Source organism: Rickettsia massiliae MTU5, assembly GCF_000016625.1.
Taxonomy (GTDB): domain Bacteria; phylum Pseudomonadota; class Alphaproteobacteria; order Rickettsiales; family Rickettsiaceae; genus Rickettsia; species Rickettsia rickettsii.
On record NC_009900.1, the window covers coordinates 1344341 to 1360898 of the forward strand.

The window sequence follows — 16558 nt, forward strand, 5'->3', positions numbered from 1 at the left end:
ACTTCTTTTAAAAGAAAAAAGCATATAGGTATTTAATGAGCAATAGCAATATAGACAATGATCTAGATAAAATAGATAGTTTACTTAAAAAAGCTAAATCTAAAAAGATACCGGTCACTTATGATGATATAAACAACGCTCTTCCTCTTAATAAAAATCCTTCAATAAGACAATTAGAGGAAGCTATATTAAAATTTTCCGATGCGGGAATAGATATTTTAGAATCTAATGAAGATGATGAAATTAAGCTTGATATCGGAATGGATGAAGAATTTAAGCTATCTACCAATGTTGATAATGAACCTGAGGATGAGGTAGAAGAAAATATAGGTGCTACCGATGATCCTGTAAGATTATATCTTAAGGATATGGGGGGAGTCGATCTTTTAACTCGTGAAAATGAAGTAGAAATAGCAAAAAGGATTGAGGAAGGACATAAAACAATGACTGCTTCCTTATGCAGAAGCCCTATTGCTATGCGTTGTTTTATAGTATGGTATGAAGATTTAGTTAATGAAAAAATGTTACTACGTGATCTGATAGATTTAGAAGCTAACATGTTACATGACGAAACACCCGAAAATGATGAAGAACATAGTAGTGAGACCGAAGGAGAAGAGCATGAGGATAACCACTTATCTATATCTAGAGTAGAAACGCAGATATTACCTAATATTATAGAGCGTATGAAAAAGATTTCGTTTATCTGCGAAGAGCTACTCATTGAAGCTAAAAAATGTTATGAGAAATCTTTTGAGCCGAAGGTTTTACAAAATAGCAAAAAATATAATAATTTGGAATTATTAATAAATGAAGTTTCGGAAATACATTTTAATTCTAAAAGAACGGAAGAAATTTTAGGTAAGATGTATGGAATAAATCGTGATTTAATTAATAAAGAAACAGCTTTTTTAAAACTTGCTGAAAAATATGGAGTAACTCGCCAAAATTTCCTTGATGAATATATAGGATCGGTTATCAATGCAGCATGGAAAGAAAAAATGCTGAAAAATAAAAAAGGCGCTTGGAAAGAGTTAATGACTAAAGAATCGGATTATATAGATCAAATGATTGCTGAATTATCGGTTATAGAATCTAAAACCGGTCTTTTAGTTAATGATTTTAAAAAACTAGTGAATACTATACAAAAAAGTGAGAGACAAACGCTACAAGCAAAAAAAGATATGATAGAAGCGAATTTACGTTTAGTTATATCTATCGCTAAAAAATACGCTAATAGAGGATTGCAGTTTTTAGATTTAATTCAAGAAGGTAATATAGGACTTATGAAAGCGGTGGATAAATTTGAATATCGCCGTGGTTATAAATTCTCTACCTATGCTACGTGGTGGATTAGACAAGCTATAACAAGAGCTATTGCCGATCAAGCAAGGACTATACGTATTCCTGTGCATATGATTGAAACAATTAATAAGATACTACGTACTTCAAGACAAATGCTTAATGAACTCGGATACGAACCAACAGCAACGGAAATCGCTAACCGTCTTTCAATGCCGCTTGATAAAGTGCGTAAAGTCATGAAAATAGCTAAAGAACCTATAAGTCTTGAGAATCCCGTAGGTGATGATAGTGACGGCGGTCAATTAGGCGATTTTATCGAAGATAAGAATGCAGTAGCACCGATTGATGCGGCAATTCAGTCAAATTTACGAGAAGTTACCACTAGAGTACTTGCAACCCTTACGCCTCGTGAAGAAAGAGTGCTTAGAATGCGTTTCGGTATAGGTATGAATACTGACCATACATTAGAAGAAGTAGGGCAGCAATTTAAAGTAACTAGAGAACGTATAAGACAAATCGAGTCAAAAGCTTTAAGAAAGTTACAACATCCTATTAGATCCAAAAAACTTAATAGCTTTAGAAGCGGAGGAAAGCGTGGTGACGGTAATCCATCGGATTTACTAGAAGCATGATAATACTTATACTGTTATCCCGTGATTCGGGATCTCAGGACACGGGCTTGTGATACAAGATCCCGTGGTCAAGCCACGGGAGATGACAGTGGGCTATTATGTATCGATATAAAATTACCATTGAATATTTAGGCACAGATCTTGCAGGTTGGCAAAAACAAGCAGGAGTAATGTCGGTACAGCAAATATTAGAAGAAGCGATTTATAAGTTTTCCGGTGAACAGGTGATATTGTTTGGGTCAGGAAGGACAGATGCTGGTGTTCATGCTATAGGTCAAGTAGCACATTTTGATCTTTCAAAATATTTAGAACCTCACAAAATTATTACGGCTATCAACTATTTTGCAAGACCGTATGCCGTAGGAGTATGGAATTGTGAATTAGCCCCCAATAATTTTCATGCTAGGTTTTCAGCTACCTCTCGTTATTATATATATAGAATTATTAATAGACCTTATCCATCGGTAATTGATTTAAATAGAGCATGGTGGATTAGTTCACCTTTAGATGTTCCGGCTATGCAACAAGCTACCGCTTATCTATTAGGCAAACATGATTTTACTTCATTTAGGGCTAGCTCATGTCAATCAAAATCACCAATTAAAACTTTAACTGAACTTAATATTATTAAAGAAGACGAAGAAATAAAATTATATCTTTCAGCCCCGTCATTTTTGCATCATATGGTACGTAATATTGTCGGCAGTTTAGTACTTGTTGGTAAAAATATTTGGCAGGCAGAACAAATTAAAGATGTTCTAGAGGCCAAAGATAGAAAAGCCGCCGGTCCTACTGCTCCCGCCGCCGGTCTTTATTTTGTGAAAGCAGCGTATTAACAACCATAAATTTTGTCATTACAATGCCTCCCTGCATAGGCATTGTTACGTGGATACCATCTTGTCATTGCGAGGAAATTACGAAGTAATTGACGAAGCAATCTCAGGATATTTGACGAGATTGCCACGCAAGTACTACGGCTGCTCACAATGACAACCGGGTATCAATCTGCAAAGCACACTCGTAATGACGTCCTAAAAAATTAGTACACTACGACACTGTCAATAAACTGTACAATTTTTTATGGATGTTAGTTAGCTTACCTATATCATTTCCACCGGCTTGAGCAAGGCTTGCTTGTCCACCTCCGCCGCTGCCACCTAAGAATAAAGAAAGTTTTTTTGCAATTATATCTGCATTGTATTTGTCTGTTATAGCTTTACTCACCGCAACCGTAATAGATAATTTACCAATTCCCTCGGCAATATATACCATTATCAAATCTTCTACTTTTTTTGTTAAATTTTCGGCAGCTTGACGTAATATTTTATTGTCTATATTTCCTACTTTTTTGTATAATAGTTTTATTCCTGTTATTTGTGCGGCTTGCTTTTCAATTTGCTCTATACTTAAATCTAAACTAGCTAAATGAGTTTTTTCTAACTCTTTCTCAACTTCCTTGTTACGCTCTAAGATATTATTAACCTTAGTAATAAGTTCATTTTTATTAGTTTTTAAACTGCTTTCTATCGATTTAAGTAAACTATCCTTTTCTCTCATTAATTTAATTACGAATTCACCGCAAACTGCTTCAATTCTACGAACACCTGCTGCTATAGCACTTTCGCTTGTGATTTTAAAGCAACCGATGTCACCGGTACGTCTGACATGCGTACCGGCGCATAATTCTAAAGAAGTCTCACCCATCTTAACTACTCTTACTTCAGAGTCGTATTTCTCGCCAAACAGTGCCATAGCTCCTTGTTTAACTGCATCTTCAGTTGCCATGAATGTAGTATTTACTTCATGATTATCTCTAATAATCTCATTTACCTTATCTTCGATTAAAGTGATTTCTTCATTAGTCACAGCTTTAGAATGGCTAATATCAAAGCGTAAATAAGTCGGAGCGACTAACGAACCTTTTTGAGTAACATGTTTACCAAGTACCTCATGCAGTACTGCATGTAATATATGCGTTGCCGAGTGATGAATTCTTAAATTTTGCCTATATCTTATGTCTATACTAAAATTAGCATTCTCGCCTACGTTAATCTGCCCCTTTTTCAAAATACATTTGTGGACTATAATAGAACCTAAATATTTTAAAGTATCTATTACTTCTACTTCAGAATCTTTTGCAAATATCGTTCCGATGTCACCTATTTGACCGCCTGATTCACCGTAGAAAGGAGTTTGATTGCTGATTAGCAGGAATTGTGTATCTATCTCTTTTATATCATTAACTAAATTATTATTTTTGATTAATGCAATTATTTTACATTTTGCTTCATTAAGTGTATATCCTAAAAACTCCGTGCTACCATGTTGCTCTTTGATATCAAACCACAACTGATCGGTTTTTGATTCACCGGAGCCAAGCCAAGATTTTCTAGCACGTTCTTTTTGCATAAGCATTTGCTCTTCAAACCCTTTGTGATCAACGGAAATATCGCGGGTTTTTAGAATATCTTCGGTTAAATCAAGCGGAAATCCGTAAGTATCGTATAGTTTAAATGCTACTTCTCCTGATAATTCATTACCTTTTGTTAGCATTTCTGTTTCTTCGGTAAGAAGTTTGAGACCACGTTCTAATGTGGCTTTAAATCTAATTTCTTCTTGTTCTAAGATACTACTTATAAAGCGTTCTGCTCTTTTAAGTTCAGGATAAACATTCCCCATTAAATCAACAAGTTTTGGCAGTAATTTATACATTAACGGCTCTTTTGCCCCAAGCATATGAGCATGCCTCATGGATCTTCGCATAATGCGGCGAAGTACGTAACCACGCCCCTCATTTGAAGGAATAACGCCGTCAGCTATTAAAAAGCTACTTGCTCGTAAGTGGTCGGCAATAACTCGGTAAGAAAATTTAGCTTCTCCCTCTACTTTCACTTTTACTATATTTTCGGTAAAATTAATTATTTCCTGAAATAAATCTATATTATAATTGTTGTTAACATGCTGTAATACTGCCGTCATACGCTCAAGACCCATACCGGTATCGATAGATTTTTGCGATAATTCTATGCTAGTATCTTTATCGATTTGTTCATATTGCATAAATACCATATTCCAAATCTCGATAAATCTATCACCGTCTTCATCTTTAGTACCGGGAAGTCCGCCATATATTTGTTCACCGTGGTCGTAAAAAATTTCGGAACAAGGACCGCAAGGGCCAGTATCACCCATTGACCAAAAATTATCGTTTGTTTTGATCTTTATGATGCGATCATCCCCAAAACCTGCTATTTTTTTCCAATAAGAAGCTGCTTCGTCATCGGTATGATAAATTGTTGCATAAAGCTTGTCTTTTGGGAGTTCAAATTCTTTAGTCAATAAATTCCAAGCGTAATATATGGCTTGTTCTTTAAAATAGTCACCGAATGAAAAATTACCTAGCATTTCAAAAAAGGTATGATGTCTTGCCGTATAACCGACATTCTCAAGGTCGTTATGCTTGCCGCCGGCTCTAAGAGACTTTTGACTAGTTACCGCTTTGTTATAAGGTCTTTTTTCTTGTCCGGTAAAAACATTTTTAAATTGTACCATTCCGGAATTAACAAACATTAAGCTAGGGTCATTGTGTGGAATTAACGAGCTGGTCGGTACATGTGTATGATTATTTGCTTTAAAGTAAGTTATAAATTTACTTCTAACTTCTTCGGTGGTAAATTTAGTCATGGTAAGATATATTATTTAATGTTATGTCATTCCGGAGAGGATCATTTTTCGTCATTGCGAGGAAAATTACGTAGTACTTGCGTGGCAATCTCGTGCCAAAGTCCTGAGGTTGCCACGCTCCTTATCAGTCGTTCGCAATGACGGTTCGGGTATCCACGCAGAAATGAACGTCCAGTATAGTAAAATACACTGAATTATGATTAAAATAAATTTATTTATGAAAAATATTTTTGATTTGATCAAATTACATTTTGTTCAATTTGCTATAAAATTAAAAATATTTTCTTTCAAAAGAAAAAAGATCGTGGCGTTACTAGGTAATAAAGGTGTATTTCTTAGTACTTTTCTCGATAATAAATTATTAGATAAATTATTTATCCCTACTCGGGAACAGATAGACTTAAATCCTTATAAAAACTTTTTTAGTAAATTTCCAAAAAGCGATATTTATTTTTTACTTGACGGCAGCGAATGTAAAACACGGCACGATCAAATACCTATATTACAGTCAATAGTTAAACTTGATCCTATTGAACAATTTATTGAAGGTTATTTTAATAAAGAAGACATTATAGCACATTGTGTTTACGAAATTACTACTACCCCAAGTGAAATTTGGTCGACTTTAATTATGTCGTGTCCGTTTGAAACACCTTTAAGTGATATAATTTCATGCATTATAGATAAAAGATCTCTTGATTTAAAAGGAATTTACTTTTTAACGTTAGAGCTAAAAGTTATTATAAATAAAATAGTGCAGAATATAGAAAATGACAAATATAATGATTATTTTCAAATTTGTGTATATGTATCACAAGCTAGCGGTATAAAATTTATTATCAAACATAAAAATAATATAATAACAATTAGAAATCTTGAGTATCCATTTGATAAAACAACCGGCTATGTTCAAGGTATTATAGAACAAGAAATTAATGATTGTTTGATATTATTTAAAAATTATATAAATACTCTTGACCAAAGAGCCTGTATAATTCTTATAGTAGATGAAGAGTTAAAATCTTTATTAGAATCAACAAATTTTGAAGAACGTCCTGTAGTCTTTATACCGGTTGATAATATACTAAATAAGCAAACTCTAGAAAAAGAAAGATTTATAGATACGAATATTAGTAGACTGTTTCTAGAATATAAAAGTTTTCCCGCTTATAATAATAATTTAAAATCAATAAAAAAACTAGTTACTATAAAGGATCTGACATTTAAATTATATAGTGCATTACTTATAATATTAATATTAGTGGTCGGTATTATCAAATATAATACAAAACAAAATTACAAAGACATAAACTCTATTAATGAAAAATATTATGCAACAAATCAAGAATATGATGGTCTCAAATATAAATATCCTTATATTAAAAATACTACTAGCCTAGCTGATTTATATGTAATAGAAAAATTACTAGAAGCACCGGTACCACTGCCGTTTGATTTACTTAAAAGGCTAATAATTACTTTAAATCCGGCTTTTAAATTAGAAGAAATTAAATGGGAATTAACAAATATAGATAATAGTTTGTTAATTTCTAAGAGACAATTAATAATCAAATTAATACTTAAATATCATACTAATAATCTATCGGTAGATGAATCTCTAAAGATGCTAGATGATCATATGACAAACGTAAAAAATAAATTATCTAATTTGCAGATAGATTATGTTATATATAAGGATAAAATACTTGATATATTCGGTCAGGTAGTAATTCCTTTATCGGTTAATATAGTTGATAATAAAACGTAATATTCCATGTCATTCCCGCGTAGGCGGGAATGACATAAATCATGCAACGGCACTAATAACCCAAGGTAAAAATAATGTTTGAAAAATATATTATGTATTTAAAGAATCTTATATTTTTTCAATTTATTATATATTTCTTCTTTATTTCCTTAACTATTTGGATAATAAAAATTTTCCAGCAAGAATACAGTAAATCTATTCTTGATAAACAAGTTTTACAAGAAAATTTAACAGAGGAAGTTTTAAAGCTTTATTCTGTCATTAACTCTAAAGAAGAAATATTAGAATCGTACAAAAAATATGTAGATTTAAGCGTGCCAAGTAGTGTGAGTTGCTTAAATTATCAAGAACTAATTCCTAAAATAAAAAGCTTAAGCAATAAATATGATTTAGTAGAACCTATAGATGTATTTATAAATTCAGTATTTTTTAAAAATAATGTTCAGGCGATTGAAGGAGAAGGTGAATCGATTCATGTAAATAATTATAGCATAAATATAAAATATGCATGTGCAGATTTTTTGACTTTTCTAAAAATATTCTCTGAAATTTATTCTTATATGCCTCCTAATACTCTTATATCTTTTGTACGAGTACGTAATGAAGAAGTGTTAACACCTAAGAATATATATAAACTTTCAGTAAATCATGCTCCTAATCTTGTTTATGCTAAATTGATATTATATATCAGAGAATTAGCCTCAAAATAAATTACCAAAATGAATAATGCAATAGTACTTAATAACGTAAATACTAGTTTATTTAAAAAAGATATTGTTAATAATTTTGTCAATAATCTTATGAAATCTACTTGCTCTACTATTGCAAATATGCTTGCTATAGATTATACGCTAAGGCTTAATTCTAAACCAGAAGCTGAAAAATATATTAATAAATGTATTTCTAGACTCAAAAATTATTTAGGTATGCGGGTTATTAACGATGATAATTTTTCCGTAGCATTAGAGTTATTTGCAATAATGATTACTTCTGAAGACGAAAATGAGCAAAATAAGAATAATATTTTGGAGCAATCACAAGATATAATAGCAGAAAATCTTGTAGAAGTTTATTTTGGAGATGAAATAAATAGTACCGAAAAAGAAAAAATTAAAAATATATTTAAAACTCTTTTAAAAGAGAAGAATTTTGACAAAATAATAAATTATGCGGAGTCTCACAAAAAATTATTTAAGGCTTCTGTAATGTATGCAATGAAGAAATATAATAATATTGATGAAGCAACCATCTATATAAAGAAAGAATTTAATAAAATATTAGAGAGGTCTTTAGTATTTACACAAAAAAGTAATATGTTTAAACAAGCAACCGGAAAAATCGCCGGTGCTGTTTGTGCTTTATTAGTCGGAGCAATCAGTGTTGCGACTGCGGGAGCGGCTTTTTCTATCATAGTTGTACCGGCATCAATTTTTGCCATCAGATATGCACCTGAACTTGGTGAAAAATTTGGAGGATTAATTTTGAATAATGATAATGCAATAAAACTAGAACAAAGCAATATAGATAAGTTTATGAAAACATTACAAAATGATAAAGAAAGTCTTCTATCTCAAGAAAAAACAAAAAACATCAAACAAAATATTAAAGTTTCTCCTTCTCAAATCAATGCTAAATTAACTAAGAAAGTGGTTAATGAAAAACATAGATAGGGTATAGTCATTGCGAGAAGAATTACGCAGTAATTCGACGAAGCAATCCAGTAAAAATTCTGATTTACAGAATTTTTAATTATTGTTCTAGATTGCCACACCGCTACGCTTCTCGCAATGACGACTACGGTATCAACGCAAGCAAAGCTATTCGCATAAAATAAAGCTATTTTTACTTGAGAATATAAAATATTACTCTTATTATCTTTTTTAAAATCAATAAAATAACTTAATGAGAAAAGTAGTAATATCCGGCATGATCGGCAACGCTTTATAGAATGGTATGATTATGCATTATATGCGCAATTTGCTTATATTATAGGGCAGCATTTTTTCTGGATCCAGAAATGCAAGAGACTTTAACTTTTGTGGTATTTGCTACAGGCTTTGTAGTACGACCGCTTGGCGGTATTATTTTCGGTAATATAGGTGATAGATTCGGTAGACGTACTGCTTTGGTGATGGGTATTATAGCTATACCGCTCCTTTATTAAGATAAGCCTAAAAATGATTAGGGTTTATTGCAATTGCTTTGTTATAAGCTTCAAGGGCCAACTCATATTTTTCAGGAAACCTAAGTCCCAGTATTCTTAGTCTAAATCCATATCCAATATATGCATCTGCATCATTCGGATTTTGTTTTATAGCTTTATCACATTCTACTAATTCTTTTTCAAAATCATTTGCAACTGATTCAGGTTGTTTATTAAACAAGAACTTATAACCACAAAAACATATTACTATCACCACAAGAATTAAAATGCCGACAATTAAATATTTATACTGCATATGTGCTTATGATTTTATTGTAATTAATAATATTATAAATTACACTTTATAAATGATGTAACTTGTCTATAATAACTAATTAGTAATTAAGTTATTTAAAGCTCGATGAATAGGTCTAAGTTCATTTTTTTATCTGCTATTTCAGGTAATGTACTCGAATATTATGATTTTACGGTATATTCAGTTTTTTCGCTGATTATTGGACAAGTTTTTTTTCCAGGCGAATCAGAATTCATTAGAATTCTTCTAAGCCTTGGAGTATTTGCGGTTGGCTTTCTGACAAGACCGATAGGAGGCATATTATTCGGTTATATCGGTGATAGATACGGTAGACGTATCGCTTTAATAATCTCGATGCTAGGTATGACTATTCCGACCTTTATTATGGGTCTCATACCCTCATATGCAAGTATTGGGATTTATGCCCCTATAACTCTAGTTATAATGCGACTTATTCAAGGTTTATGTATTAGCGGTGAAGGAACGGGAGCGGCAATTTTTATCCTTGAACATCGTCAAAATTTAAGACCGGGTTTTACAGCAGGTTTAGTACATGGTTCAAATATCGCCGGTACCTTAATTGCAACATTTATCGGTATTATAATAGAACGTTATTTCTCTCATATAGATTTTGCTTGGCGTTTTGCTTTTCTGCTTGGCGGATTTATGGGTCTTGCAGGATTTTACTTGCGATTGCGTATATCGGAAACACCGATTTTTAAAATGCTTGAGAAAAAGAAACAAGTTCTTAAAGCACCTTTTTCCAATGTAATTAGAACTGCTTGGAGATCGATGTTTTTAACTATGTGTATAGGTGCTATCGCTAGCAGCGTTATGTATTTAGTAAAAACATATATAAATGTTTTCTATTATAATGTAATGCATCTTAGTAATACTATTGCTTTATCATATTTAGCGTATAGTTCGTTTATTGCGATGATAGCGATGCCGCTTGCTGGCGGTACTGCCGATATTATCGGAAAATTTAAAATGGCAATGCTTGTTGGTGTTGCTATCTTGATATTGATTTTACCGACCATGTTACTTATGTCGACAGAAGAGATGTGGCAACAAATTATAGCTCTTACAATGCTTGGTATGCTCGCAGGAAGCATAGCAGGTACAGCTTATATATTCGTTATATCCTTGTTTACGGCAGAACAAAGATTTACCGGTGTTGCTTTCAGCTACAATTTTGCAATAGCGATATTCGGCGGAACTTCACCTATTATTTCTCGTTGGCTTGTAGAGCGCACAGGCTTATTCTATGCTCCGGCTTTTTATATTATGATCATTACTGCCGTATTTTTAGTGATTATGTATATGATGAGGAAAATAATTAAATCGTTGCTTAATAATTATGAACATAGAAAATAAAGAAATAACAAGTAGTTGGTTTACTAATTTACGTGATTTATTGTGCAAAGAATTTGAAAAAATCGAAGAAGAATATGCACAAACCAAAGGTTTAAAACCGGCTAAGTTCGTACGCTCAAGCTGGCAACGTAACGGCGGCGGTGGCGGTGTCATGTCTCTCATGAAAGGAGAAGTATTTGAAAAAGTCGGGGTTAATATATCTACCGTATTCGGTGAATTTTCTCCCGAATTCCGCAGCGAAATTCCAGGAGCAGAGCTAGACGGGAAATTCTTTGCAACAGGCATTTCATTAGTCGCACATCTTAAATCGCCGCTAATTCCCGCTATGCATTTTAATACTCGTTATATAGAAACTTCTAAAAGTTGGTTTGGCGGCGGTGGCGATTTAACACCTTTTTATCCGGAAGAAAACGAAACTGTAAAGTTTCATGCAGTTTTTAAAGAAGCGTGCGATAAGTATGATTCTAGCTATTATCCTAAATTCAAAAAGCAATGTGATGAATATTTTTATCTAAAGCATCGAAAAGAGCCGAGAGGAGTAGGCGGAATATTCTATGATTACTTAAATAACGATAATTTTGAACAGGATTTTGCCTTTACACAGGACGTAGGTAAGGCTTTGTTGTCGGTATATCCTGAAATCGTTAGAAGTAAGTTATTTTTACCTTGGACAACCGAGCAGAAAGAATACCAACTTATAAGGCGAGGTAGATATGTAGAATTTAATTTGCTATATGACCGCGGTACTAAATTCGGCTTAATGACCGATGGAAATGTCGAAGCAATATTAATGTCATTGCCACCTGAAGTAAAGTTTAATTGACTTTTTTAAAATCATAACCGGAATGGCAAAATGCTATTTCGGTGTGTTGAGATTACTTTTTTACCAGTTTTATTTTTCAAGGCCGTTTTAGCGTTTTTAGCTATACTTCCTCCTATTTTACCTGCAACCTTATTTTCTTCCATTCCTGTTGCATTATTAGTTTCTGCTACCTGATGAGTAGATAATTCAGCAAGAGCAGTAAAATTTAATTTTGCTTCATTCATGTGATCACGTAAATTTTGATTTGTTAAGCCCTTTATATTTTTGGGTTCTTTAACAGTTATACCAGCCCATTCTTGATGAAAAATATTAGTTAATATAGCAAATTCATTCTCTTTTGTTACTTCATGATTTTTCCAGTAATCAGTTAATTTATTTCGTGTTTCCTGCCCCATCCACATCATACATTGTTGAATCCATTTCTCGCTATGACCGTGTCGTTTCCAATTATCCCTTGCTCTATCAATTGACTTTTCCGGATCAGAAATTTCTTGAATCCTCTCATAACCGACTTTAGCAAGCCATTTTTAAACGGTTCTGCCTTTGGAGACGGAATAGATTGTATAATACGAAGTAATGACTCTGTATGTTATATATTTTTTCCATCTGTGGCAGTTAATTTCAGTCCGTGACAATTTGTCACGACTTCACTTTTTTCTTCGTTTAACTTTTGTTTTAGTTTTCTCCAATAAGCTCCAGGGTCACTACTATCAGTCAATGCTCCTACTACGTCAACTACCGAAAACCACTATTTGTTATTATGCAAAATTCTTCTAATGGTTTTATCTTTAAAGATTACTAACTTATTAAGTTCATCGCTATTATTCATAATGTTCCAATTATTTTTTATGAATTATAGATATTCTAAATAAATTTTACAACTTATATTAGAAATAAAAAATCTTTTAGATAAATAAACTATTAGTTTAAAATAAGTTATAGATTGACTTTTAAAGGAAGTTAGGTATAAGCTTTAACTGAAATAGTAAAACACTATTTCGGGGTGTAACCAAAAGTGAGAAAATCTCTCACATAACTGATGTAATCCTCGACCTTATGGTCGGGGATATAATAGGTATGTCCAGAGCTTAAAGCATTTCTTTAAGCAAAACCTATTATAGCTGACTTTTGGCAGTTTTGCTAACTCCCTGACCACCAAGGGTTTATTTCTCTTCGGTGGTTGAAACTTAAGCAATTTAAGTTTAATTAATCGGGAGTAACTACATGTCCAACCAAACTAACAAGAGCCTACCTGAACCCGTAGCAGAGTTTACTTCAAAAGAAAATTTAGAAATCCTAAAAGTTGAGATAGCAGAGTTGCTAGAAAGACCTTTGAAAAAGAGAGATATCAACGCAATAGAGAAAACGCTTAGCAGAATTAGAAGCAATATTTGGTATTGCTAAAGTATAGATAAACAAACATTGCTTTATTTATGTCATTCCTGCTTTCCTTTCACGGAAAAACATTGCCCGCATGGATCGGTTTTAACGTCATTGCGAGGAAATTACGTAAGTAATTGACGAAACAACCTTAGGAGTTTGTTATTATCTCATGAGATTGCCACGCAGCTTACCGCTGCTCGCAATGACGATATATCTTTAACAATCCCTTTTCAAATAAAAAGAGTACTAGTCAAATGGTTTCACTATAACCATAATCACTGCAACAATCATACAAATAGCCGGAATCTCATTAACTATGCGATAAAATTTTTCTGAATGGACATTCTTACCATTTGCAAAATTTTTTCGCCATCTTGCAAGTAAACCGTGAAATATCACTAAAATTAATACTGCAAACATTTTAACGTGAAACCAAGTATCAAGAGCAACAAACCCGTAAACATGAGCATTTATTAAACCAAAAATAAATGTGCTAATCATTGCCGGATTCATAATGAATCTGAGTAATTTTAGCTCCATTACTTGTAAAGTACTATCTAGCTCACTACCTATTTTAGCTTTGGTATGATAAACATATATTCTAGGTAAATAAAGAAGTCCTGCCATCCAACATATAGCAGATATCAGATGGACCGACTTAAACCATAGATAGTAACTTGCCATTCTTTTCCTTATTAATTTGTTAACTTACACAAACATTTAGTAAATTCGTTTGGACATATTCTTGTACTAGAGCTACTTATAACTAAATTAGTATCAACCTTACTAATAAATCGTAGCAATATATTTGTCAAACTATTAATAAAAATTTTATTTGTTCCAAGTGTCGGAATTCGGGTATATTGAATTTCATATTTATCTGCGATTAATTTATATTCAATATCAAGTTCTACTAGTGTTTCAACATGCTCGGACACAAAGGATATAGGTACGATAATTATGTCTTTTTTTAACTTTCCTGCTAGCTCTATTTCGTCTTCCGTATTCGGTTTTAACCACTCTATAGGTCCTACTCTACTTTGATAAGTTATCTTATAATCTAGATCTTTTATATTTAATTCTTTAACTATTGCTTGTACTGTTTCTTTTATTTGAAAACTATAAGGATCGCCTGCTTTTATTATTTTTTCGGGTAACCCGTGAGCAGAAAATAATATACGAAAATTTTTATCGTATAGTTTTTCTTTAATTAATGAAACATGGGCTTTTATAAAATCTTTTTCTAGAGGATAACAGCAAATTGTTTTAATTGGAATATCAATATCAAGGTTTTGTAAAAAATTTTTAACCGATGATCCTGTCGTAGTACTTGAAAATTGAGAATATAGAGGCAATAATATTATTTCGCTTGGATTATATTTTTTTATTTGACCTATTACTTCTTTAGCAAAAGGTGCTGAATATCTCATATTTATAAAAATAGCGAAATCTTCTTTTATAAGTTGCTTTAGCTTTTCGGTTAGTGCTAATTTCTGCTCCTCTGTTTCCTGAAGTAAAGAAGATTTACCACCGATTAAAGAATAAATTTTTTGAGATTTTTTCTCTCTAGTAATAGAAACTATTTTAGCGATAATATAACGCAAAGGATTTGGTAGATTAATTATAGCTTTGTCATAGAATAGATTAAATAGAAAAGACTTCACTGATTTAAGGTCTTTTGGACCGCCTAAATTAAAAAGTACTATTGCTATTCTTTTCTTCATATAACCTAACATATTCTGTCAAAAATTCTACATTTTCCGTAGGTGTTTCAGGCAAAATACCATGTCCTAAATTAAAGATAAAATTCTTTCCTTTCATTGCCTGAAGAATTTTATAAGTCTTTTCTTTAATAATTTCTTTATTAGTTAATAATACAACCGGATCTAAATTACCTTGTACTATTACTTTATCACTCCACTCTTTCATTTTTTCAAGAGGGACCATTTGATCTACAGCTAAAATATCTATCGGTACTTCTTTTATAAATTTTTCGTACAATAATCCCGCTCCTTTAGGAAAAGCAATTATAGGAGTTTTTGGAAAAACTTCTTTTACTTTTAGTACAATCTTTTTTGTCGGCTCTATTACAAATTCAGTAAATTCCTCTTCTGCAAGTACTCCTGACCATGAATCAAAAAGCTTTAAAACATCTACTCCAGATTTTGCTTGATTTATAAGATGATCAGCTGTTTTTTCCGTAATAAAATTTAATAATTCTTCAGCAAGTATTTTATTTTCATATATGAATTTTTTGCTCGTTTTAAAATCCTGTTTTCCTTTTCCTTCTAGCATGTAACTCATCACTGTCCAAGGACTACCTGCAAATCCTATTAAAGAAGTGGGGGATGGTAATTCTTTTTTTACTTTTTTTATTATTTCATAAACCTTTTCTAATTTATCATTCGGATTGATTTGCAGATATTTAAAATCTTCTTGTGATTTGAATTGCTTTAATATAGGCCCTATATTTTCTTTAAAATCCACTTCCCATCCAAAAGCATGAGGTAAAACTAATATATCGGAAAAAATAATAGCTGCATCAAATCCATAACGTTTTATCGGTTGTAAGGTTACTTCCGTTGCTTTGTTAACATCGTAACAAAAATCTAGAAAATTTTTTGTTGTTTCTCTTACTTTTTTATATTCCGGCAAATATCTACCTGCTTGACGCATAAACCAAATAGGTATTTTATTATCATTTCCTTTTAATGGATTTATAATTTGCTTCATGTTATTGCTAAAAATATTAAAATAATAAATATATTTATTATTTATTGTTTATGTAAATAGAATTATGTAGATTAAATGTTTTAAACAGAGTTATCAACAAAATTTTCATTAAAATTTTCTTAAAAATACCGATATTTTTAATTATTATTCACATAAGTTTGTAATGAATTTATACAAGTGGATAATTAAGTGTAAAATTCATTTCTAGCTTAGAAAAGACTATTTTTTCAAAGAAAAATAATATTTATTCACAATTTTATCCACAAACTATTTGTTTTAAAAAAAATACACTAGATTTACTTGATTTAATAAGGATTTGAGGAAATTTTTAATAGATTTTAATAGGAAAAATAATAAGTTATTAAAAAATTTATCCACAATTACATGTGAAAGT

13 protein-coding genes and 2 pseudogenes are annotated in these 16558 nt (G+C 31.7%); 9 read left to right on the forward strand and 6 right to left on the reverse strand.

All coding sequences use genetic code 11. The features are described from left to right. Positions 1–35 precede the first annotated feature (35 nt). Both rpoD and truA read left to right on the forward strand, forming a co-directional pair. Entirely contained in the window at positions 36–1937 is a 1902-nt protein-coding gene (rpoD, locus tag RMA_RS07335; RefSeq protein ID WP_012153267.1) for an RNA polymerase sigma factor RpoD, read from the forward strand. Positions 1938–2035: 98 nt separating this feature from the next. After that, entirely contained in the window at positions 2036–2773 is a 738-nt protein-coding gene (gene truA / locus RMA_RS07340; RefSeq protein ID WP_041404914.1) for a tRNA pseudouridine(38-40) synthase TruA, read from the forward strand. 211 nt (positions 2774–2984) lie between these two features. On the opposite strand, the gene alaS is transcribed toward truA, so the two are convergent. Continuing rightward, complete coding sequence (gene alaS, locus RMA_RS07345) at positions 2985–5621, reverse strand: alanine--tRNA ligase (protein WP_041404915.1); 2637 nt, start codon at positions 5619–5621, stop codon at positions 2985–2987. A 196-nt stretch (positions 5622–5817) separates the two neighbouring features. Here alaS and RMA_RS07350 point away from each other — a divergent pair, with 196 nt between their 5' ends. The 4 genes and pseudogenes from RMA_RS07350 to RMA_RS11565 form a co-directional block, all read left to right on the forward strand. Then, positions 5818–7389, forward strand: a complete 1572-nt coding sequence (locus RMA_RS07350) for a hypothetical protein (protein WP_041404916.1) — start codon at positions 5818–5820, stop codon at positions 7387–7389. Positions 7390–7463: 74 nt separating this feature from the next. Beyond that, positions 7464–8099: a hypothetical protein gene (locus tag RMA_RS07355; RefSeq protein ID WP_014366199.1), complete on the forward strand. Its 636-nt coding sequence runs from the start codon at positions 7464–7466 to the stop codon at positions 8097–8099. A gap of 9 nt (positions 8100–8108) precedes the next feature. Beyond that, positions 8109–9059 carry an RP853 family protein gene (locus RMA_RS07360; RefSeq protein WP_041404917.1) on the forward strand — a complete coding sequence of 317 codons (951 nt, stop codon included), beginning with the start codon at positions 8109–8111 and terminating at the stop codon, positions 9057–9059. 232 nt (positions 9060–9291) lie between these two features. Beyond that, positions 9292–9544, forward strand: a pseudogene (locus RMA_RS11565) (MFS transporter); the annotation flags it as partial. A gap of 19 nt (positions 9545–9563) precedes the next feature. Here the strand turns inward: RMA_RS11565 and RMA_RS07370 are convergent. Then, a pseudogene (locus RMA_RS07370) lies at positions 9564–9773 on the reverse strand (peptide transporter); the annotation flags it as partial. A gap of 180 nt (positions 9774–9953) precedes the next feature. Here RMA_RS07370 and RMA_RS07375 point away from each other — a divergent pair. Continuing rightward, on the forward strand, positions 9954–11225 hold the full coding sequence (locus RMA_RS07375) for an MFS transporter (RefSeq protein ID WP_012153273.1): 1272 nt from the start codon (positions 9954–9956) through the stop codon (positions 11223–11225). Further along, positions 11209–12048, forward strand: a complete 840-nt coding sequence (gene hemF / locus RMA_RS07380; protein ID WP_041404919.1) for an oxygen-dependent coproporphyrinogen oxidase — start codon at positions 11209–11211, stop codon at positions 12046–12048. Before RMA_RS07375 ends, hemF begins: the two co-directional genes overlap by 17 nt. Positions 12049–12059: 11 nt before the next feature. Here the strand turns inward: hemF and RMA_RS11570 are convergent, their stop codons facing one another. Beyond that, positions 12060–12443 carry a hypothetical protein gene (locus RMA_RS11570; protein WP_238375484.1) on the reverse strand — a complete coding sequence of 128 codons (384 nt, stop codon included), beginning with the start codon at positions 12441–12443 and terminating at the stop codon, positions 12060–12062. Positions 12444–13272: 829 nt separating this feature from the next. On the opposite strand from RMA_RS11570, the gene RMA_RS07390 reads away from it, so the two are divergent. After that, positions 13273–13452, forward strand: coding sequence for a hypothetical protein (locus RMA_RS07390; protein WP_041404920.1), 180 nt, complete (start codon positions 13273–13275; stop codon positions 13450–13452). A gap of 225 nt (positions 13453–13677) precedes the next feature. Here the strand turns inward: RMA_RS07390 and hemJ are convergent, their stop codons facing one another. From hemJ to hemE, 3 genes are read right to left on the reverse strand one after another with little or no spacing between them, the layout of a single operon-like run. After that, positions 13678–14115, reverse strand: coding sequence for a protoporphyrinogen oxidase HemJ (gene hemJ, locus RMA_RS07395; RefSeq protein ID WP_014366205.1), 438 nt, complete (start codon positions 14113–14115; stop codon positions 13678–13680). 11 nt (positions 14116–14126) lie between these two features. Further along, positions 14127–15167, reverse strand: coding sequence for a ferrochelatase (gene hemH / locus RMA_RS07400; protein WP_012153276.1), 1041 nt, complete (start codon positions 15165–15167; stop codon positions 14127–14129). Then, a complete protein-coding gene (gene hemE, locus RMA_RS07405; RefSeq protein ID WP_041404921.1) occupies positions 15124–16164 on the reverse strand; it encodes a uroporphyrinogen decarboxylase in 1041 nt (346 codons plus the stop codon). Before hemE ends, hemH begins: the two co-directional genes overlap by 44 nt. Positions 16165–16558 lie beyond the last annotated feature (394 nt).